The following is a 17,520-nucleotide window of genomic DNA, read 5'->3' as shown; positions in this document are numbered from 1 at the left end:
GCGCGGGGCGCGGACGAGTGCCGCCTTGCGGCACGACAGGCACAACGGATGCGCCCGCGATGCGCGTGAGTCGAAGGGAGGACGCCATGGCCGACAGCTGCCGGTTCGGCGTCAACTACGTACCGTCCAAGGACTGGCTCTACGGCTGGGTCGACTGGGACGCGAGCTCGATCCAGCGCGACCTCGAGGCGATCGCGTCGCTCGGCTTCGACCACGTCCGGGTGCAGTGCCTCTGGCCGTACTTCCAGCCGAACCGCACGTTCGTCAGCCCGGCGATGCTCGCCCGGCTGGGGGAGCTGACCGACATCGCCGCCCGGTCCGGGCTCGACGTGGTGGTCTGCGTCCTGAACGGCTGGATGTCCGGGACGTACTTCCGCCCCGCGTGGCAGGGAGAGTCCCGCAGCGTCTTCGGCGACAGCGACACGCTCGAGGCGGAGCGCGCGCTGATCACGGCCGTGGCAGGAGCCCTGCGGACCAAGGGCAACGTCCTGGGCCTCGACGTCGCCAACGAGCCCAACGCGATGGCGTCGTTCGTGGGCAACGACGTCTCGCGGCAGCAGGGCGACGCGTGGTTGACGGACATGCTTGCCCACTGCGACCTCGTCATGCCCGGTGGCTTCCACACCGTCGGCGTCGACCACGTGCCGTGGCTGCGCGACGACGGCCCGTTCAGCCGTGAGGTGCTCGGGACGACCGGAGCCGCGTCCACCGTCCACTCGTGGGTCTACTTCACGGGTGCGCTCGAGCGGTACGGCGTGGACGGGACCGGTGCGCTGCACCTGGCGCGCTACCTCGTCGAGGTCGCCCGGGCGTACGGGACGTCGCGGGAGCGGCCGGTCTGGCTGCAGGAGATCGGGGTCTCGTCGCAGTGGGTACCTGCGGCGGACCTGCCGGCGTTCGCCGCGTCGATGCTGGTCAACGCACTGGCGGCACAGCCGTGGGGGATCACCTGGTGGTGCTCGCACGACATCGACCGCTCGCTGGCGGGGTTCGACGAGCTGGAGTACGACCTCGGCCTGCTCACGGTGGACAACGAGGTCAAGCCCGCGGGCGCGGCTATCGCCGCCGCGATCGCGGCGTACCGCCGGGGAGAGGTAGCCCGGCCCGGTGACGGGACCCGCGTGCCCCTCGTGGTGCCGGCCGGGCAGGTTCCCGATCTCGCGTTCGCCGACCGCTACTTCGCGCTCGTCGCCGCGGGCCAGGACCCGCTGATCGTGCGCGAGGAGGACACCGTGGGCGCGCCGGTCGGCTCGACCGCCGTGCGGGAGCTCGTCGGCGACTGAGCCGGGGCAGAACAGAAGGGCCGCGACGCCGGGCGTCGCGGCCCTTCTGCTATCCCTAGCTCAGGACGAACGTGAGCGTCGCGCTGTTCCCGGCGACGTCGTGGACGACGAGGGTGTTCGAGCCCTCGACGGCACCGAACGCGCCCGGCACGACGTGGTTCAGGTCGGACCAGACGTTGTCGACGAGGTCCTTGACCGTGCCGTTCAGCTCGACGCGCGCGATCTTCCCGGCGTCGTGGAGCTTGAAGCTGACCCTGTCATAGCCGCCGTCGCCCCCGACCGTGAAGCCGTCACCGGTCTTCACCGTGGCTGTCGGCGGCGTGCCGTCGACGGTGACGGCGAACGTGCCGGTGCGGGAGATGTTGCCCGCCGTGTCCTGGGCGTTGTACTTCACCGTGTAGGCCCCGTCGGGCAGGGTCACGGTGGCCTGGTGCGACCCGGTGGTCGCACCGTCCACCGCGGTCTGCGTGCTGCGCACGAGCACGCCGTCCCGATAGATGTTCGCGACGATGCGCGCCAGCCCGCGGTCGTCGGAAGCGTCCACGCGGACATCGACGGCACGGAACGGGCCCGCCGCGCTCGGCGCGGCGAGCGTCGAGGCGGGACGGACCGTGTCCGGTGCCTCTGCCAGCGTGTCCCAGGCCCGCACGTAGTCGACGGACAACGTGCTCGGGACGGTCGGCGCCTGGGCGTTCGAGGCAGCCAGGTTGAGGATCAGGTACTGCCGGTCCGTCGTGCCGAGGTAGTGCGTGGCCAGGAAGGCGCCGTCGTAGTAGAAGTCGACGTTCCCGTCGGTGCGCCAGAACGCGCCGTAGGTGTGCCAGGCGTCGGCGACCACGTCGAGGCACTGGCGGGCGTCGATGTCCGGGCCGTGCACGCTCGCGCACGCGCGTCCTGCCAGGCCTTCCATGACGTCGATCTCGCCGGTGTGCGGCCAGTTGTGGCTCTCACCGTTGAGCCAGAACGCGGGCCAGTTGGCGATCCGCTGCCCCACCCCCTGGGTCTTCATTCGCGCCTCGACGTAGCTGCCCGGAGCGACCGTGACCTTGTGCCTGCTCTGGATCATCGCGCCCGCGTAGTCGTACTCGAAGGTCTGGCCCCGGCGGCTGCACTGCGTCTCCTTCTGCGTGTAGTTCAGCAGCAGGTTGCCGTCGGCCAGCGCGATGTTCGCCGGGTCGTAGCACTGCACCTCGGTGTTGACGTTGACCGGCGTCGTCATCTCGCCGTCCACGCCGTCGACCCAGCCGCGGTTCCAGATGGTCGAGTCGAGCGCGGGACCGTCGAAGTTGTCGTCCAGCAGCACGGTCGTCATCTGCCCCGCCACGTCGGCGGGTGCGACGGGCCACGGACCGTCGCCCGGGGGACACACGAGCGGGGTCACGTCATAGGTCCACTGCGTCTGCGCCCCCGCGGCCACGGCGTAACCGGGCAGGGCGCTCGCGGTGACGGTCACCAGGTTCCCGGTGCGCGCCTGGGCGTAGGAGACGCCCGCGACCTGCGGGATGGTGATCTGCGGCTCGGCCCCGCACTCGGCGGCCTCCCGCACCGGCGCGGCGGGCGTGACCCCGCGGATCATGTCCCACGCCCGGACGTAGTCGACCTCGAAGCGGCTCGGGGCGACCGCGCGGCCGGGCCACGCCGCCACGTTGAGGATCGGGTACATCGGGTCGGTGGTGCCGAGCGTGAAGCTCGACCGCAGCGACCCGTCGTAGTAGACGTCGACAGTGCCGTCGACCTTCCAGTGCGCGCCCACGGTGTGCCAGGCGTCGGTCGCCAGCTGGGCGCACCGCTTCGTCGTCGTGCCGTCCGCCCGGGTGACCGCGCTGCAGGCGCCGGCGGGCTCACCCTTCATCACCACGATGGTGCCGTTGGTGGGCCAGCTCAGGCTGCGGCCCTGCATCCAGAACGTCGGCTCGTTGGCGATCCCGACCTCGGCGGAGGGCAGGAACACCCGCGCCTCGATGTAGCTACCGGGCCGGACGGTGAACTTCCCGTAGCCGTTGATCATGCCGCCCGCGTACTGACGCTCGACCCCGGCGCACGTGACCGCGCGCTGCTCGAGGTCCAGCTGCAGGCCGCCGTCCACGACCACCGCGTTGGCCGGGTCGTAGCACTGGGCCTGACCGGCGTTGACCGGTGCGGTGATCGCGGTGTCGTTGCCGAACCACCCGCGGGTCCAGCGGGTGGAGTCGAGGGTGGTGCCGTCGAAGCCCTCGTCCATCAGGACGGCGGTCACCGCGTCGGCCACGGCCGCGGGTGCGTCCGGCACGGGCTCGATCGCGGCCTCGGCGGCCATCGCGGGTGGGGCGAACAGCAGTCCGGCGAGCACGGCCGGGGCAGTCAAGACAGCCAGGAGCTTGCGTGGACGGTGCATAGGGCGGTCCTCTCGCGTCGTTGCGATGCGGTGCGCGAACGCGGGGTCGAGCCCCAGCGTCGTCGCAGGTACCCCCGTCCGTCCTGGCAGGTTAACCGGTATACCTGACCTGGGTCAACGATCTTCCGACACGCGTCGTGCCTGGTCATAACAGGTCTATCGATGTACCAAAATCGGATGCATGGACCCCACCTACGGCTACACGCTGGAGACGCTCCTCGAGGTGGGCGGCCCGCCCCCGCCCCCCGACTTCGCCGACTTCTGGACCGGCCTGTACCGGGAGGCGCGGTCGGTGGAGCCGGCCGCGATCATGCGGCCGAGCCAGGCGTTCGCGATGCCCGGCTTCGACCTGTACGACGTCGGGCTCTCCTCGCTCGGCGGGATCCGGCTCGGCGGGTGGCTCGCCGTGCCGGCCGACGGGCGCGTCGAGCGCGGCCTGGTGATGAGCCACGGGTACGGCGGCCGGATCGCGCCCGAGCCGGCCGTCCCCGTCGAGCGTGCGGCGGTCCTGTTCCCCTGCGCGCGGGGCATGGGCGACCGGAGCCGCATCGGGTCGATCCCGGACACCGCCGAGGAGCACGTGCTGCACGGCATCGTCAGCCGGGACACCTACGTGCACGGTGGCTGCGCGGCCGACGTGTGGGCCGCGGTGGGTGCGCTGTGCGAGCTGGTGCCCGAGGCGGCCGCGCGCGTCGACTACCTGGGCGGGAGCTTCGGCGGTGGGATCGGCGCCCTGGCCGCGCCCTGGGACGAACGCATCGCGGCCGTGTGCCTGTCGGTCCCGAGCTTCGGCAACCACCCGCTGCGCGTCACGCTGCCGTGCACGGGCTCCGGCGAGGCCGTCCGCCGGCACGTGACCCACCACCCTGAGGCGCTCGACACGCTGCGGTACTTCGACGCCGCGACGGCCGCGACCTTCATGCGGGCGCCGACGCACGTCGGCCTCGCGCTCGCCGACCCGGCGGTGCCCCCGCCCGGGCAGTTCGCCGTCTACAACGCCCTGAGCGGGCCCCGGGAGAGCTTCATCCGGACCGCCGGCCACATGGACTACCCGGGGATGGCGGACGAGGCGGCCGCGCTGCTGGCCGCGCAGCGCGCGTTCCTCGATCGCGTCTGATCGAGCGCGGTCGCCGCGGCGGCCCCCGCGCCGCCGAACGTGTGCGCGAGCACCGCGCCGACGACCGTCGACGACCCGATCACGACGAACACCGCCGCCGCCAGCGCGAGGTCGCCGTCGTGCGCACCGGTCTCGATGGCGGCCGCCATGGCGGAGCCGATCAGGACGATGTTCTTGGGGTTGGCCCCGGACAGCAGGAGCCCGAGCCCGAGCGCCCGACCGGTCGACGCGTCCTCCAGCAAGGCCATCCACGCCGGTGTCTCGACGGCCTCACCCCGACGCGGCCGCGCGACCCACTTGCGCACGCCCAGCACGATCAGCGCCGCACCGGCGACGACACGCGACCAGTCCACGACGGCCGACGTGGTGCTGTCCGATCACGAGGAACGGGCTGAGTGCCACGGCGAGCGCGGGGGCGAGGGTCGCCCCGATCACCTGGCTCAGCACGTGCCCGCACCGCGTTGCATCGTCATGCCAGGAATCTAGGACGGAAGCACACCCGAAGAGGAGGAAGGTGGGCCGGGTGCTCGCCGCCGTGTGGCCGGCGACGCCCGCCGCCCGGATGAGGGTGGTCGACGCGGTCGCCTACGAGTGAGCTGACGCGTGCGACCCTCGTCGGCATGGACCTCGCCGAGCACGTCGCCACCGTGCTGGGCGTCGACCGGGTCGAGGAGCTCTCCGGGGGTCACCAGAGCCGCGTGTTCCGTGTGGTCGACCGCAGCGGCCGGCCGGCCGTGGCCAAGGTGCTCGACGCCTCGGCGGTCGATCGTGCGGAGCTCGAGGTGCGGCTCGACGTCATGGCCGCGCTCGCGGACCTCGACCCGCGTGTCTGCCGGCCGCGGGTGATCGGTGAGCGGCGGATCGCCGAGGTGTCGTCAGCCGGCGGAGCGCACTACGTCGTCTGCTACGAGTTCGCCGACGGTCGCACCCTCGACGCCGCAAGCCCGGCCGACGCCGCACTCATGGGTTCCGCGCTCGCGCAGCTGCACCGGTCGATGGCGCGACTCCCCGCGGCTCCACTCCCCGTGGTCCACGCCCTGCGTGGCATGCCGTCCGATGCGACCGCCGGGGCGCACCAGCTCCTCCACGGTGACTTCGGCACCGCCAACCTGCGGGCGCAGGACGGCGTCGTGCGGATCTTCGACCTGGACGACTGCGGGTACGGACCGCCGGAGTTCGACGTCGCGAACGCGCTGTACATGGTGCTGTTCGACGCCACCCTCCACGGTCGGCCGGAGACGTACTCGACCTTCTGCCGGCACTTCGTGGACGGCTACCGGTCCGGCGGCCCGCGCCTGTCGGAGGGAGCCGTGGACCGCTTTGTCGATCTGCGGGTCGGCACGCTCGGGTCGTGGCTCGACGACCTCGACGCCGCCCCCGTCGGGGTCCGCACGTCGTCGCCCGAGTGGCAGGCGACGCTGCGATCCTTCGTGTCGGGCTACCGACCGCACGGCCGACGCGTCCGCTAGTCGTCGTCCTCGACGAGCTCGCCCTCCCACGCCTCGCGACCCTCGTGGATGGCGAAGGCGGCGATGACGAACGCGGCGACGGGGTCGAGCCAGGCGGCGCCGGTCCACTGGAACAGCACCAGGGCCGCGAGCGTGGACGCGCTGAGCAGGACGCAGATCCTGGTCTCGGCGGCGTCGGCGAGGATCAGGTTGTCCGACAGGCGCAGGCCGACGCGGCGCTTGAGCGCGGCCAGGACGGGCATCACGATCAGCGACGCGACGAGCAGGGCGACGGCCAGCGGTGAGGAGTCCGGGGTCTCGCCGGTGGTGAGGCTCCGGATCCCCTCGAAGGTGATGTACGCGGCCAGGAGGAAGAACGTCCCGGCGACCAGCTTGAGGGCGCGGCGTTCCTTGGCCTCGTCGGCGTGGCCGTACCGGAGCCGTGCCGAGAGCCGCAGGCTGACCAGGATCGCGGAGATCGACTCGATGCCGGAGTCGATGCCGAACCCGACGACCGAGACCAGCCCGGCCAGGAGCCCGAGCGTGATCGCGACCGCACCCTCGACCACGTTGTACGCGACGGTGAACTGCGCCAGGCGCAGCCCGCGGCGGGTGAGCCGCTCGACCTCGGGCGACATGACCGGCGTCTCGCTCATGCGGGCGACTCGGAGAGCTCGGGCGCGGGCCGGTTCATCTCCGCCCACACGGCGTCGAGGGACAGGCCGAGCACCCCGGCGAGCGCCGCGATGGTCGGGAAGGCGGGGGTTGCGACGCGGCCGGTCTCGATCTTGCGGAGGGTCTCGGGTGAGACGCGGGCGTCGAGCGCGACCACGAGGATCGAGCGCTCCCCCCGCGCTCGGCGCAGGAGAGCACCGAGACGCTGTCCGCGTTCCAGCTCGGCGGGGGTGAGCGGCAGCCTGACCATGGCTCCGATAGTAGTACCGGTATAACATGGCCGGGATAGTTATTGGAGGCGCACCGTGATCGAGATCCTGAGCCCGACCGAGCTGGGGCGAGCCCGACAGACCGGTGCGCTGGTCGCCGAGATCCTGCAGACGTTGAAGAGCCGCACCCGCGTCGGCACGAACCTGCTCGACATCGACCGGTGGGCGCAGGAGATGATCGCCGACGCCGGCGCGCAGTCCTGCTACGTCGACTACGCCCCGTCGTTCGGCCGCGGCCCCTTCGGCCACTACATCTGCACGTCCGTCAACGACGCCGTCCTGCACGGGCTGCCCCACGACTACGCGCTCGCCGACGGCGACCTGCTGACGCTCGACATCGCCGTCCTGCGCGGCGGGGTGGCCGCGGACTCCGCGGTGAGCTTCCTCGTGGGCGACGCGCGACCGCCCGAGAGCGTCGCGATGATCGACGCCACCGAACGCGCCCTCGCCGCCGGGATCGCCGCCGCCCGGCCGGGAGCCCGCATCGGCGACCTCTCCCACGCGATCGGCACGGTCCTGAGCGAGGCGGGGTACCCGATCAACACCGAGTTCGGCGGGCACGGCATCGGCTCGACGATGCACCAGGACCTGCACGTCACCAACACCGGCCGGCCCGGCCGCGGGTACACGCTGCGTCCCGGCCTCCTGCTCGCGCTCGAGCCGTGGGTCATGGTGGACACCGACGAGCTGGTCACCGACGCCGACGGGTGGACCCTGCGCAGCGCGACCGGCTGCCGGACGGCGCACAGCGAGCACACCATCGCGATCACCGACGACGGAGCCGAGATCCTCACGCTGCCGAGGTAGCGCCGCTCGGCTGGGCGGGTTCGTCGATGTGGGTCCCGCCCGTTCGTACAGGTCACGAGTGATCGGCACGGGGCCGGTCCAGGGAGGCGGTACGGGCATGCGACGGCTGGTGGTCATCGAGTTCATCACCCTCGACGGGGTCATGCAGGGGCTGGGCTCGCCGGACGAGGACCGCGACGGCGGCTTCGAGCACGGCGGCTGGGCCGGGCCGTACGGCGACGGCGTCCTGGCGGATGCCGCGGCGGAGGGGATGGCCGGCACGACGGCGTACCTGTTCGGGCGCCGGACCTACGACAGCATGGCCGCGTTCTGGCCGCACCTGCCGGACACCAACGCGATGGCCGGCCACCTGAACGCGACGCCGAAGTACGTCGCGACCCGCACGCGCACCGACCTCACCTGGCGCAACTCCCACGTGCTCGACGGCGACCTTCCGTCGGCCGTCGCCGACCTGTTGTCGCAGGGTTCCGGCACGCTCGCGGTGATGGGTAGCGGAGTCCTGGTCCAGGACCTCGCGGCGCACGGCTTGGTCGACGGGTACCGGCTGTTCCTGCACCCGCTCCTGCTGGGCACGGGCAAGCGCCTGTTCCGGGGCGCGGACCGGCCGCAGCGCCTGCAGCTGGCGAGCTCGACGCCGACGACGACGGGGGTCCTTCTGCTGGACTACTCCGTGGTGCGCGACGACGCTGCGCTGATCCGGTAGAGCACGTGCCGGCGCAGCGGGTGGCCCTCGGCGATCCCGGGGTAGTCGAAGTCGGCGGTGGGGTCCCGCGTCATGCCCAGCCGACGCATCACCGCCTGGGAACGCTCGTTCGGCGCCGCCGTGAACGAGACGATCTCCGCGAGGCCGAGCTCGTCGAAGCCGACGGCCAGGGCCTCCCGCGCGGCCTCCGTCGCGTAGCCGTGTCCCCAGGCCCAGCGCGGCAGCCGCCAGCCCACCTCGACCACGGACCGGTCCCAGGACGGTCGCGCCAGCCCGGTGAACCCGGCGAAGCGCCCGTCTGCCTCCAGCGCCCACAGGCCCCAGCCGTGCTCATCGAGGTGCGCCTGGGCGCGCGCGGCGAGGGAGTCGCTCGCCTCGCGCGTGAGCGCGGAGGGGAAGTACTCGACCACCTCGGGGTCGGCGTTCATCTGCGCGAACGGCTCCCGGTCGGCAGGGGTCCACTGGCGCATGAGCAGGCGGGCGGTCCGGCGTTCGATCGTCACCCCGGCACCCTACGGCGGGCGCGCAGGACCGACGTCGCCGTCAGGGCGACGCTCCGCTCGGGATCGTCGAGGAGGGCGGTGAGCGCGGCGTCGGCCGCCGGTCCGGGGACCTCCGCGAGCGCGCCGGCCAGGCGCTGCCGGGCGGCGACCGGTGCGTCGGTGAGCTCGTCGCGGATCGCTCGGACGATCGCGTCCGCGTGACCGTGGCGGGCGGCGAGCACACCGAGGGCGTCGGCGGCGGCGACGTCGTCGCGCCCCTCGACGACGAGCGCGACCAGCGCGGGGATGACGTCCGCCCCGCCGCGTGCGCCGCGCGCCAGGACGGCGCGTCCGGCGACGAACGGGTCGGGGTGCCGGAACGCGTCGGCCAGCGACGCCAGCGCGTCCGGCGAGCCGATCTTCTCGAGCGCCTCCACCGCGCGGCGACGGCGGTCGGCGTCCGGTGCGTCCAGGGTCTCCACCAACATCGGGATCGCCGTGTCGCCGCTGCGCGCGAGCGCCCAGTAGAGCGCACCGGACACGTTCGGTTCCGGCTCGTTCAGCGCCGCCTCGGCGAGCGACGGGACATCGCCCGCGTGGCCGGTCAGCTCGAGCACCAGGCGCTGGCGCGAGGACGCGTCGCCCACCTCGAGCCCACGCAGGAGGCCGATGGTCCGCAGCACGTCGGCCCAGGCGGCCGGGTTGGTCGTGTGGACCTGGGTCAGCCGGCGCAGCAGCTCCTCCTCGCGGGCGAGCCGCTCGCGCGTGCGCTCGATGAGCTGCTCGACGAGGGGCGCCGGGTCGAAGGCGAGGTCGGCCAGCACGTCCGAGATCTCCTGCAGGCTCAGGCCGAGCGACCGGAGCCCTTCCACCTGGAAGAGGCGCCGGACATCGTCCGCCGAGTACTGCCGGTACCCGCCGAGCGTGCGCCCCGTGGGGGACACCAGCCCGAGCGCGTCGTAGTGCCGCAGCATCCGGGCGCTGATGCCGGACCGCTCGGAGACCTCGCCGATCAGCATGCCGCTCACTGCCTGACGACCGGGGAGTCGCGCAGCGCGACGAACCGCCGGGCGTCGGCGATCGCCGCGTCGAACCCGTGGTCGGGGTCCCCGATGAGGCGCTCGGTCGCGATCGCGTGCGCTCGTACCCCCGGGTCGGGGTGGGTCTTGGCTCGGTCGACGACCGACGCCGCCTCCTCCCCCAGCGCGACGAGCGCACGGCTGAGGCTCAGCTGCGTGTCCCGGTCCCCCCGGCCGAGCTGGGTCGCGAGCGTCCGCGCCAGCCCTTCCTCCCCGCCCGCGGGGACGAGCCCGGCCGCGGTGCGCCAGGCGGTGCGGGCCACCTCGTCGTCCTCGTCCAGAAGGAGCGCGGTGATCGCCGACCAGACGTCCGGGCGGCCGATCTTCGAGAGCGCGTGCAGCGCCTGGGCCCGCGCCCGCGCGGTCGGCGACCCGAGCTCGGGCAGCAACCGTGCGACCACCGCCGACGTGTCGTGGCGGGTCAGCGCCCAGGTGAGCATGTCCCGGACGAAGAAGTCCGGCTCGACCCCGCACCGCGCGACGAGCACCTCGATGTCGTCGGGGGCCGGGGCGCTGCCCGCCGCGAGCGCAGCCCGCAGCCGCACGGACGAGGACGGCGCTTCCAGCGCGTCCCTCAGTCGCGACACACGTGTCTGGGTCACGTCGATCACCTCCACCCCTGATCGAAGACCTTCGCACGGTGTCAGGGTCAAGGGCCGCCGTCAGTCAAGCAGGACGTACTCGACGGCGGCCTCGTCGAGACCGACGAGGTGGCGCTCCACCGGGATGAGCGCCGTCACCCCCTCCGGGTAGTGCACCCGGAACGCCTCGCGGCCGCCGAGCGGCTCGTAGGCCACGAGGACCGACTCGGCGGTCGAGCTCAGGGCCTCGAACGCGACGAGGATGTGGTGCCCGTCGGTCATGAGCATGCTGGGGTTGAGCCAGTCCTCGGCCTCGGTGCTCCACAGCGCGGCGCCGGTTGCGCCGTCGATCGCCTGGACGGCGTTGCCGGAGGTGACGTAGACGCGCCCGCGCAGGATGAGCGCACGATCGGCGTCCGGCGCGTCGTGCGACCAGAGCTCCGACCCGCCGGTCGAGTCCCAGCCGTGCAGGGCGGCATCGCTGGAGAGTCGCAGACCGGGGACGGACCCGTCGTCGACCAGAGGCCAGACCACCGCCCCGTCGAGCGTGATGTCCTTGGCGGGGTCGCCGTCGGGGGCGATGAGGATGGACTGCGAGACCCGCGCGGTCGAGCGCTTCTGCAGGATCAGGCCCCCGGTCGTCGGGTCGGTCATCCAGCTTCCGGACCCCTCGAGGTCGAGGTCCACCTCGCGGACCGCCTTGCCCTGGGCGGACAGCAGGAGCAGCGAGCTCGGCGGCGTGACGATCGCGACGAGGTCCCCGGCGCGGAACAGGCCCGTACCGAAGGGGTTGTCCTCGGCGGCCGAGGCCGAGGCCGGGGGCAGCGGGTGCCGGTACGTCCAGCGTTTCTCACCGGTGAGCAGGTCGTAGGCGGTGGTGGTGCTCGCGTCCGCGGTCATCTCCCCGACCACCACCACCTCGCCCGGAAGGAGGGCCATCCTGTGGCCGCTCTCGACCGGCCACTGGGCCTGGATGGATCCGTCGACTACCGAGAGCAGGACGACCCGCCGGGCGGTCGCGGGGACGGTCGTGGTGCGCCCCGCCTCGTCCCTGATCGTCGCGCCGTCGGTCACCAGGCACACCACGCGGCGTGCGACGCTCGCGGTCCTCCCGGGAAGGCGGTCCGGCGTGCAGCCGCTCAGGGGTGACGCGTTCGGGCCGCTCAGCGCAGGGCTCGGGCCGAGGAGCTCGGTCGTCCACTCGCCGCCGTCGGGGCCGGTCCACGAGAAGCGCTGCGACCCGTCCGGCCCGAGCCCGATCGACCCGCCGGCCCCGTACAGCTCTCCCATCTCCGCCGGCGCCATCCGGCGCACGACGTCGAGGTCGGCGTCTACGGGGTCCAGGACGCCGGGCACGGAGGCGAGCGCGGCGACGGCGGCCCGCTCGCGTGCGTCGATGACCAGCTGGGCGCCCGCGAGCATCACGGCGAGGAGTGCAACGCCGATGACGAGCCCCGAGCGGTGCCAGCGCCTGGGAGCGCGGCTGGCCGCGGCGTCGAGCAGCTCGACCGCCCGCATGTCGCCACGCCGTCCCATGGCCGGAGACTACGCACCACGGGCCGCGAGCGGGGCGGAAGGGATGAGGCCGCGGTCCTGGCCGTCATCACGGGTACGGGATATGGCTACACACGTGCCGACGGAGTCGTCGTCATCCCGATCGGGACGCTCGGCCCCTGACGCAGCCGCCCTCTGCTCAGGCTGGGCCGGTGGCGGTCCTCGGCTAGCGGTCCATGACGATGCCGGCGGCGTCCAGGTAGGCGTAGGACGCCGCCAGCGACGCGTCGCGCATCGCCTTGTACGCGTCGAAGTAGGCCCGGTTGTCGTCGATGTACTGCTGCTGCTGGGCGGCGTCGACGTCGGCGAAGCGCTGGAGAAAGTCCATGCTCTGCCGGCACTCGAGGTCGAGCAGGCCGATCCGGACCTGCTCCTCGTGAGGCAGGTCGAGGACACCTGTCGGGATGATCACGCCGTCCGCGGTGTCGACGCCCGGCGCACCGCGGTCCAGCAGGCACGCGGACAGCTCGGCGAGCAGCGCCTGGCCCTCGGGGGTGTCCTTGGCCTGGGTAGGGGCGTAGGGCGGCTGGCCGAGGCCGTTCTCGTCACCCGGCTCGAAGACGAACCCGAGCGCGAGCACCCGGGGCAGGCACGCCGCCAAGGCATCGCGGGCGCCGGGGACGTCCAGGTTCAGGTCGGTGCCGGAGGTGGGTTCCGGACTCGGGAAGGTGTAGCCGTCCCTCTCCACCTGTGCCGCGCTGGTCACGCCGTACCGCGGGAACCCGGGTTCGGGTGTCTCCGGTCCGATGAACCGGTAGGCGTCGGGGAACCCTGCGTCGGTCATGCACCGGGAGATCGCGAGGTAGTGCGCGGTCATCATGGCGGCGTTCTGGTCGGGGCTCGCGTAGTACTCCGCGAACGGGAGCGTGACGTCTCCCGTCGGGTCGACGACGGCCCGCGGGCCCATGGGTGTCACGGACGGCGACGGAACCGGCGCGAGCGACGTCGACGGCGGGGCAGGCCGGACCGGATCAGGCAGGGCCGAGACGCCCGTGTACAGCCCGGTCACGGCGACGAGCGTGAGCGCCGCGACGCCGGCGCCGCGGCCGACCCGTCGGCGCCGCCCGGCCAGGAGCACGCGGTGCGGGTCGATCGTCGAGCCGGGTGGGGCGGACTCGAGCGCGCGGAGGTGCGCGACGAACTGGTCGTCGGTGCTCATGAGTGCTCCCTCGAAGACGTGGCGGGCTGGTCCGTGGTCGCCAGCAGCGTGCGCAGCTGGTCGAGGCCGCGGGAGGCGGTGGACTTCACGGTGCCGACGCTGATGTCGAGGTCGTCAGCGACCTCCCGCTCGGACAGGTCCATCAGGTAGCGCAGGACGACGACGCGGCGGCGGCGCGGGCTGAGCTGCATGAGCGCCCGCACCAGGACGTCCCGCTCGGCGTGCCGCTGCGCGCTGGAGACCTCCAACCCCGGCAGCAGGTGCTCCGGTGCGACCAGGACCTCACGACGGTGGCGCCGCCACGTGTCGATCCGCAGGTTGGTCAGCGTGCGCCGCGCGTACGCGAGCGGGTCGGTCGCCCGGGCACGGGGCCAGGCCACATAGGTGCGGACCAGCGCCTGCTGGACCAGGTCCTCGCACCTGTGGACGTCGCCGGTGAGCAGCCACGCCATGCGCCACAGCACCGGCTGCGACTCGAGCATGAAGGCGGAGAACTCCTCCGCCCGGGTGCGCGTCACCGCCGACTCGACCGTCACCGCGATCCCGTCCGTGCGGGACGTCGGGTCGTCGGGGACCACCGAGGCTCCCTCCGCCACTGATGTCATGCCTGGAACACGGATCGGCGGACGGAAAGGTTGCTCACAGCGACGGATCGGATCGCACTCGGAGGTCGCCCTGGCTGCATTCTGTCCCCGGTAGCCGAGCTCGTGCACGAACTGCCGGGCGGGCCACGGGGGAGACCGGGGCTCTGGTCGGCCCGCCGGCGGTACGGTCCGTGCCATGGCACGCGGCACGCGGCAGATGCAGGAGGTCGATCTCGTCGACGGCGACGAGGCCGCCGCTTCCGACCCGAGCGCCGGCACGTCCGCCGTCAGGGCTCGGCGGCGGTGGGTTCTCGTCGTCGCCGCGGGGGTCGTGGTCGTTGCGCTCGTCGTCGTCCAGCAGGTCGTCGACGCGCGGGACCGGGCGGCGTGGGCACGCGTCGCGGACGTCGACGGGGTGGTCCGCCCGCTCGGAGACGCCCTCGAGGTCCGCGCGGTCGAGGAGCGTGAGCTGGCCGAGCTCGACGGCTCGCCGCGGGGCCCGGACGCGCAGATCGTCGTGGCGCCGGACGGCTCGCAGGCGGTCACGTCGACGCCCCTCACGGACGACGAGGCCGCCTGGTCGGTGCCCCTGACCGGACCGGATCCCGTGCGCGCCGCTCTGGGTAACGCCGTGATGGGTCTGAGCCGGTGCGTGCCGGGGGCCCATCCCACGACCTCCGTGTGCCTGTTGTCCGACGGGTACCTCACGTACTCCACCGACGACGATGAGCCGCAGTGGGTCGCCGCCACGACCACGAAGGCGCTGGTGGTCGACACGCGCCACGGCACGGTCGTCGCCGAGTGGCCGACGGTCGCCGCGGACGCGCTGACCACGCTGCTCGGGCTGGTGGTGGTGGCGGTGACCGACGCGTCCGCCGGCGTCACGGTGGTGGCCTACGACGAGCGAACCGGCGCCGAGCGGTGGCGCCACGTGCTGCCGGCGAGCTCTGAGCGCGACCTCGTGCACGGCGCGTTGGGCACCGACCTGTTCGCCGTGGGCGGGCTGGTGGTGGTCGGCACCCAGGCGTCGCTGACCCTGCTGGACGCCGAGGGGCGGTTCGTCCGCGACGACCTGCGGGGGCCGGACGGCTACGCGTACTCCCAGGACGGCTCCGTGGTCGTGGTGTCGCCGGGGTCAGGTGGCGAGATCACGACGACCTTCGTGGGGCCCGACGGCGACCCCGCGTCGGACCGGGTCTACGTCGGTGAGCCGCTGCACTCACCCGTCGACGACGGCTCGGTGCCGGGGCTCCTGCTCACAGTGACCAGCGGGACACGGCTCGCCGACCCGTCCGGCGAGTCGGGGCCCGGCCTGCAGGCGTACGACAGGGGGACGGGCGAGCGGCGGTGGTTCGTCGGCATGACCCAGCTCGGCGGCGGGATGCAGCCGGCCACCGCGATCGTCCTGGACGAGCGGGTCTACGTCACGAGCCCCGACGCGGCGGTGGTGGCCATCGACGCGCACACCGGCGCGACGCTGTGGTCGGCGAAGGAGAGTGGTTCGCAGGTCGGGATCTTCACCGACGGACGGCTCGTGTACGCCCAGGCTCAGCGGCCAGCCGGCGAGGGCGGCGCACAGCTCGTCGGGAGGGACCTGAGCACCGGCGAGGAGGTCTGGCACGCACCACTGCCCGACGGCATCGACAATCTGTGGGTCGCGGGCCACAGACTGTTCGGCTCGAACTTCACCACGGGAGAGAACCTTGAGCTCGGTTGAGTCCATCACCGTCCACCGCTACGGCAACCCCGACGCGCTGCCCGTCGTCCTGGTGCACGGGCTGACCGATGCGGGGACGGCCTGGCCGGACCTCGTGCAGCACTGGGGCGACCGGTGGGACGTGCACGCCCCGGACCTGCGGGGACACGGGCTCTCGCCGCGCTTCACCGACGACGAGCTCGCGGCCGCCTCGGCGGTGCTCCTGGCCGACATCGTGGCGCTGGTCGACGCCCTGCCCGAGCCCGTCGCGCTGGTCGGGCACTCCCTCGGCGGCGTGCTGGCGCTGCGAGCCGCGCTGGCGCGCCCGGGCAAGGTCCGCGCGCTGGTGCTGGAGGACCCCGCCAAGCCGACCGGGGCCGGCGCCGACCCCGGTTTCGTCGCCGGGAACGAGCAGCTCCTCGACTCGGTGGCCGCCGATCCCGCCGCGGAGGTGGCGCGGATGCTGGCCGAGACCCCGTGGAGCCGCACGGAGGTGGAGGCGTGGGCGACGTGCAAGCCGCTGGTCGACCGGGAGTACGTCCGCCGCGGGCTGCACCTGGGCGGTCCCGAGTGGGAGGAGCTGTTCAACACCCTCACGGTGCCGACCCTGCTGCTCGTGCCGCCGGACGCGCCGATGGCACCGCGCGCGGACGCCCTGCACAACCCGCTGGTCCGGACGGTCGTCGTCCCCGACTCGGGGCACTGTGTCCGGCGCGACCAGCCGGCCCGGTACCAGGAGGAGGTCGACGCGTTCCTCGCCCGGACCCTGGCGAGCGTCCCGTGACCGTTGCCGCCCCCACACAAGCTAGGCCCGCCAATTCACGTGTGTGGGCGCCTGGCGATGCCCGAGCCCTGTAGCTGGTGAGGCGGCGCCGTGGCAGCTCGTAGCTCGTCGCTCAGTAGGGGAACAGGGGGTGGAACTGGGGCGCGTACCGGCTGGGGTGGGGCGAGTACGCGAGCGGGTTCCCCTTGAGCTCGTCGGGCACCATCTTCTCGTCGGTGACCCACCTGCCGTGACGCAAGGCGGTGGCGTCCCAGCGGGTCGCTCCGATGCGCAGCAGTGTGGACCACCACTGCACGACGACGGGCCACGACTGGGCGGCCGTCGGTGCGTTGCGGCCCATCTCGCGGCCGTCGCGGAACAGGACGGTGCCGCGGCCGCGTGGTGCCAACTCGATCGCGAACGTGCTGTCCTGGGTGGCGAGCACCGGGATCCAGGTGTGCGGCCATATGAGCTCGGCAGTTATGTCGGGGGGTTCCGCGGCTTCTTCCGCGATGTCCAGCTCCATCCGGCGCAGGTCGATCGTCTGCGCCATCGAGCGGAACAGCATGTTCGACCCACCGATGGGGGCGCCGATACCGAGGCTCTGGGTGATTCCGTCGTGCCAGGCCCACCAAGTCGCGAGCTCATCGGGAAGATCGAGGCCCGGGAACGCAGTGGAGAACGCGCCCACCGGGTCGGGGTGGGGTGGGGCGAACTGATCGGCCAACTGCGAGCCGGCCGCGCGGACCAGGTCCTCGTACTCCTGGTAGATGGCCAGCGCGTCAGCCGATGCCGTCACTGTTCGCACGCCCTTGCCGTGAGAGGAGAACCCACCGGTGGGGCGGTGAGCCGGAAGACATCCGTGAGGTCCGACAACCTACCGATGCCTGGAGTCCACCGGTGCGTGCACCCGTTGCTCGGGTGCACGCGACGCGCCCGACGCGGC

18 protein-coding genes are annotated in these 17,520 nt (G+C 72.8%); 7 read left to right on the top strand and 11 right to left on the bottom strand.

All coding sequences use genetic code 11. The features are described 5' to 3' along the window. Nucleotides 1-86 precede the first annotated feature (86 nt). Complete coding sequence (locus tag KG102_RS18215; protein ID WP_208214727.1) at nucleotides 87-1,283, top strand: glycoside hydrolase 5 family protein; 1,197 nt, start codon at nucleotides 87-89, stop codon at nucleotides 1,281-1,283. Between the two features lie 55 nt (nucleotides 1,284-1,338). Here KG102_RS18215 and KG102_RS18210 read toward each other — a convergent pair whose 3' ends face one another. Further along, nucleotides 1,339-3,627, bottom strand: a complete 2,289-nt coding sequence (locus KG102_RS18210) for a hypothetical protein (RefSeq protein WP_213363012.1) — start codon at nucleotides 3,625-3,627, stop codon at nucleotides 1,339-1,341. A gap of 211 nt (nucleotides 3,628-3,838) precedes the next feature. On the opposite strand from KG102_RS18210, the gene KG102_RS18205 reads away from it, so the two are divergent. Further along, nucleotides 3,839-4,774 (top strand): acetylxylan esterase, encoded by a 936-nt coding sequence (locus KG102_RS18205; RefSeq protein ID WP_208290140.1) that lies wholly within the window; start codon nucleotides 3,839-3,841, stop codon nucleotides 4,772-4,774. Here KG102_RS18205 and KG102_RS18200 read toward each other — a convergent pair. Beyond that, on the bottom strand, nucleotides 4,705-5,127 hold the full coding sequence (locus KG102_RS18200; protein WP_208290141.1) for a GAP family protein: 423 nt from the start codon (nucleotides 5,125-5,127) through the stop codon (nucleotides 4,705-4,707). The genes KG102_RS18205 and KG102_RS18200 overlap by 70 nt on opposite strands. Before the next feature lie 267 nt (nucleotides 5,128-5,394). Between KG102_RS18200 and KG102_RS18195 the strand changes: the two genes are divergently transcribed. Continuing rightward, nucleotides 5,395-6,243: a phosphotransferase enzyme family protein gene (locus KG102_RS18195; RefSeq protein WP_208290142.1), complete on the top strand. Its 849-nt coding sequence runs from the start codon at nucleotides 5,395-5,397 to the stop codon at nucleotides 6,241-6,243. Here the strand turns inward: KG102_RS18195 and KG102_RS18190 are convergent. Beyond that, nucleotides 6,240-6,878: a cation transporter gene (locus KG102_RS18190; protein ID WP_208290143.1), complete on the bottom strand. Its 639-nt coding sequence runs from the start codon at nucleotides 6,876-6,878 to the stop codon at nucleotides 6,240-6,242. The genes KG102_RS18195 and KG102_RS18190 overlap by 4 nt on opposite strands. Next, nucleotides 6,875-7,147, bottom strand: coding sequence for a helix-turn-helix domain-containing protein (locus tag KG102_RS18185; RefSeq protein WP_208290144.1), 273 nt, complete (start codon nucleotides 7,145-7,147; stop codon nucleotides 6,875-6,877). The genes KG102_RS18190 and KG102_RS18185 overlap by 4 nt, the downstream gene beginning before the upstream one ends. Nucleotides 7,148-7,202: 55 nt before the next feature. Between KG102_RS18185 and map the strand changes: the two genes are divergently transcribed. Both map and KG102_RS18175 read left to right on the top strand, forming a co-directional pair. Further along, a complete protein-coding gene (gene map / locus KG102_RS18180) occupies nucleotides 7,203-7,973 on the top strand; it encodes a type I methionyl aminopeptidase (protein ID WP_208290145.1) in 771 nt (256 codons plus the stop codon). A gap of 97 nt (nucleotides 7,974-8,070) precedes the next feature. After that, the gene (locus KG102_RS18175) at nucleotides 8,071-8,676 is read left to right on the top strand and encodes a dihydrofolate reductase family protein (protein ID WP_208290146.1); all 606 of its coding nucleotides are present in this window, start codon (nucleotides 8,071-8,073) and stop codon (nucleotides 8,674-8,676) included. Here KG102_RS18175 and KG102_RS18170 read toward each other — a convergent pair. From KG102_RS18170 to KG102_RS18145, 6 genes are all read right to left on the bottom strand, one after another. Beyond that, nucleotides 8,637-9,179: a GNAT family N-acetyltransferase gene (locus KG102_RS18170; RefSeq protein WP_249667392.1), complete on the bottom strand. Its 543-nt coding sequence runs from the start codon at nucleotides 9,177-9,179 to the stop codon at nucleotides 8,637-8,639. The two genes, KG102_RS18175 and KG102_RS18170, sit on opposite strands and share 40 nt — an antisense overlap. Then, nucleotides 9,176-10,177 (bottom strand): HEAT repeat domain-containing protein, encoded by a 1,002-nt coding sequence (locus KG102_RS18165; RefSeq protein WP_208290383.1) that lies wholly within the window; start codon nucleotides 10,175-10,177, stop codon nucleotides 9,176-9,178. Before KG102_RS18165 ends, KG102_RS18170 begins: the two co-directional genes overlap by 4 nt. Nucleotides 10,178-10,182: 5 nt before the next feature. Further along, nucleotides 10,183-10,839: a HEAT repeat domain-containing protein gene (locus tag KG102_RS18160; protein ID WP_208290147.1), complete on the bottom strand. Its 657-nt coding sequence runs from the start codon at nucleotides 10,837-10,839 to the stop codon at nucleotides 10,183-10,185. A gap of 60 nt (nucleotides 10,840-10,899) precedes the next feature. Beyond that, a complete protein-coding gene (locus KG102_RS18155; RefSeq protein ID WP_208290148.1) occupies nucleotides 10,900-12,354 on the bottom strand; it encodes an outer membrane protein assembly factor BamB family protein in 1,455 nt (484 codons plus the stop codon). Nucleotides 12,355-12,538: 184 nt separating this feature from the next. Beyond that, a complete protein-coding gene (locus KG102_RS18150) occupies nucleotides 12,539-13,531 on the bottom strand; it encodes a hypothetical protein (protein WP_208290149.1) in 993 nt (330 codons plus the stop codon). Beyond that, nucleotides 13,528-14,109, bottom strand: a complete 582-nt coding sequence (locus KG102_RS18145) for a SigE family RNA polymerase sigma factor (RefSeq protein WP_249667391.1) — start codon at nucleotides 14,107-14,109, stop codon at nucleotides 13,528-13,530. Before KG102_RS18145 ends, KG102_RS18150 begins: the two co-directional genes overlap by 4 nt. A 202-nt stretch (nucleotides 14,110-14,311) precedes the next feature. Here KG102_RS18145 and KG102_RS18140 point away from each other — a divergent pair, with 202 nt between their 5' ends. Both KG102_RS18140 and KG102_RS18135 read left to right on the top strand, forming a co-directional pair. Beyond that, on the top strand, nucleotides 14,312-15,832 hold the full coding sequence (locus tag KG102_RS18140; RefSeq protein WP_208290151.1) for an outer membrane protein assembly factor BamB family protein: 1,521 nt from the start codon (nucleotides 14,312-14,314) through the stop codon (nucleotides 15,830-15,832). Then, nucleotides 15,819-16,595 (top strand): alpha/beta fold hydrolase, encoded by a 777-nt coding sequence (locus tag KG102_RS18135; protein ID WP_208290152.1) that lies wholly within the window; start codon nucleotides 15,819-15,821, stop codon nucleotides 16,593-16,595. Before KG102_RS18140 ends, KG102_RS18135 begins: the two co-directional genes overlap by 14 nt. A 112-nt stretch (nucleotides 16,596-16,707) precedes the next feature. On the opposite strand, the gene KG102_RS18130 is transcribed toward KG102_RS18135, so the two are convergent. After that, complete coding sequence (locus KG102_RS18130) at nucleotides 16,708-17,373, bottom strand: SMI1/KNR4 family protein (protein ID WP_208290153.1); 666 nt, start codon at nucleotides 17,371-17,373, stop codon at nucleotides 16,708-16,710. Nucleotides 17,374-17,520 lie beyond the last annotated feature (147 nt).

This window comes from Cellulomonas fengjieae, from assembly GCF_018388465.1.
Taxonomy (GTDB): domain Bacteria; phylum Actinomycetota; class Actinomycetes; order Actinomycetales; family Cellulomonadaceae; genus Cellulomonas; species Cellulomonas fengjieae.
Note: the sequence above shows the minus strand (reverse complement) of the source record. Positions and strands in the feature narration are given on the sequence as shown.

Excerpts from the sequence above, each read along its gene's own strand:
- KG102_RS18215 (WP_208214727.1), top strand. The coding sequence starts at position 87 with ATGGCCGACAGCTGCCGGTTCGGCGTCAACTACGTACCGTCCAAGGAC.
- KG102_RS18205 (WP_208290140.1), top strand. The coding sequence starts at position 3,839 with ATGGACCCCACCTACGGCTACACGCTGGAGACGCTCCTCGAGGTGGGC.
- KG102_RS18195 (WP_208290142.1), top strand. The coding sequence starts at position 5,395 with ATGGACCTCGCCGAGCACGTCGCCACCGTGCTGGGCGTCGACCGGGTC.
- KG102_RS18190 (WP_208290143.1), bottom strand. The coding sequence starts at position 6,878 with ATGAGCGAGACGCCGGTCATGTCGCCCGAGGTCGAGCGGCTCACCCGC.
- KG102_RS18185 (WP_208290144.1), bottom strand. The coding sequence starts at position 7,147 with ATGGTCAGGCTGCCGCTCACCCCCGCCGAGCTGGAACGCGGACAGCGT.
- KG102_RS18175 (WP_208290146.1), top strand. The coding sequence starts at position 8,071 with ATGCGACGGCTGGTGGTCATCGAGTTCATCACCCTCGACGGGGTCATG.
- KG102_RS18165 (WP_208290383.1), bottom strand. The coding sequence starts at position 10,177 with ATGCTGATCGGCGAGGTCTCCGAGCGGTCCGGCATCAGCGCCCGGATG.
- KG102_RS18155 (WP_208290148.1), bottom strand. The coding sequence starts at position 12,354 with ATGGGACGGCGTGGCGACATGCGGGCGGTCGAGCTGCTCGACGCCGCG.
- KG102_RS18150 (WP_208290149.1), bottom strand. The coding sequence starts at position 13,531 with ATGAGCACCGACGACCAGTTCGTCGCGCACCTCCGCGCGCTCGAGTCC.
- KG102_RS18140 (WP_208290151.1), top strand. The coding sequence starts at position 14,312 with ATGGCACGCGGCACGCGGCAGATGCAGGAGGTCGATCTCGTCGACGGC.